The following is a 1154-nucleotide window of genomic DNA, read 5'->3' as shown; positions in this document are numbered from 1 at the left end:
GCGTGTCCGAGACAAAACGACGGCAGAGCTTGGTCGAGATACTCTTGATGGTTGCTGGGTGGTTGGCGAGGACTTCCAGCATCTTCTCGCCCTCTTCTTGGCCACCCCCTGCGGGGAACTTTACGCCCAGCACTTCCTTCTCGTTTCTATCGTGGAGGCCCGCGTGAAACTCAAACTCGCCGCCGTAGCGCCCGCCGCGTACGCCCCAGCCGGTGAGACAACGTGCCAGCTCGGTGACGTCTTTTTGGGTGTAGCCGCCGTCAACGCCAAGCGTGTGAAGCTCCATCACCTCGCGGGCGTAGTTCTCGTTCAGACCCTGTTTCTGGCGCTGCGCCAGTGCCGGTCGGTTGGGCATTCCCTGGCCCGAGAGCCGCTCGAAGGCTTGCTCCTCGGTGATATTTTGGTTCTTTGCGATCTCCCGCACCCGCGCCATCATCTGCACGGCAGGCGCGAGCCCACGCTCGGCTCCTTGGCGCACTTGGGCAAAGCTAAACTGCGGGCGGCGGCTGTCCGTCTGAGTGCGCTCGGGCTGCGCGGCGACGGACTGGGCATTGTCCAGATAGAGCATCATCGCGGCGGAGTGCGCGGAGGCGGAGAGCAGCCCCTTAAACTTACCCAGCACATGAGGCCGGATCGCCTGCTCTTCATCAATGACCTTGGCGGCCCGAACTTTGGTGGCGTCTATGTTGAAGTGATTGCTCCAGAAGTCCACCAAGACTTCCTGAAGCTGCTTCTCGCTCTCCACGGCCCGCACCAGCTTGTTCATCACGAGCTGCGAGCCTGCCTCGTTCACTTTTTGCCGCGCCAGCTGTCCCTCCTGAAGCTGCTTGCGCTCGTCCGGAGTAGCATTGCGTAGGGTCTCTAAAATACCCTGGCCCTGGTTCTGTGCTTGTTGCGGCGGTGGTGTGTCTGTCTGAGCCATGCTACGCTGTGCAACTTTACTCTGGAGCTGAATCAAGCGGGCGTTGTTCATTTGAACATTGCGCTCCATCTCCGCAATATCAAGGCCGGTCAGCTTGAGGGCCTCATAGCCTGCCGTCTTGGCGCTCACGGCGGCATCTTTGAGTGTTTCGGGGTGAAGCTGTTGGTTGATATACGCCTTGAGCCCGAGTTTCTTGACCTGCTGAATATCGCCGGGGCGCGGCCCAAAGCCC

The 1154-nt window shown here is 60.5% G+C and carries 1 protein-coding gene; it reads right to left on the bottom strand.

Translation table 11 applies throughout. From position 1 onward, the window contains the following. A partial coding sequence (locus RMO15_RS15980) for a DUF1800 family protein (protein ID WP_309714441.1) occupies positions 1–1154 on the bottom strand: 1154 nt, incomplete at both ends.

The sequence above is a fragment of the Armatimonas sp. genome, from assembly GCF_031410135.1.
In the GTDB taxonomy this organism is placed as follows: Bacteria; Armatimonadota; Armatimonadia; order Armatimonadales; family Armatimonadaceae; genus Armatimonas.
This window is presented reverse-complemented; position numbering and strand designations above follow the sequence as displayed.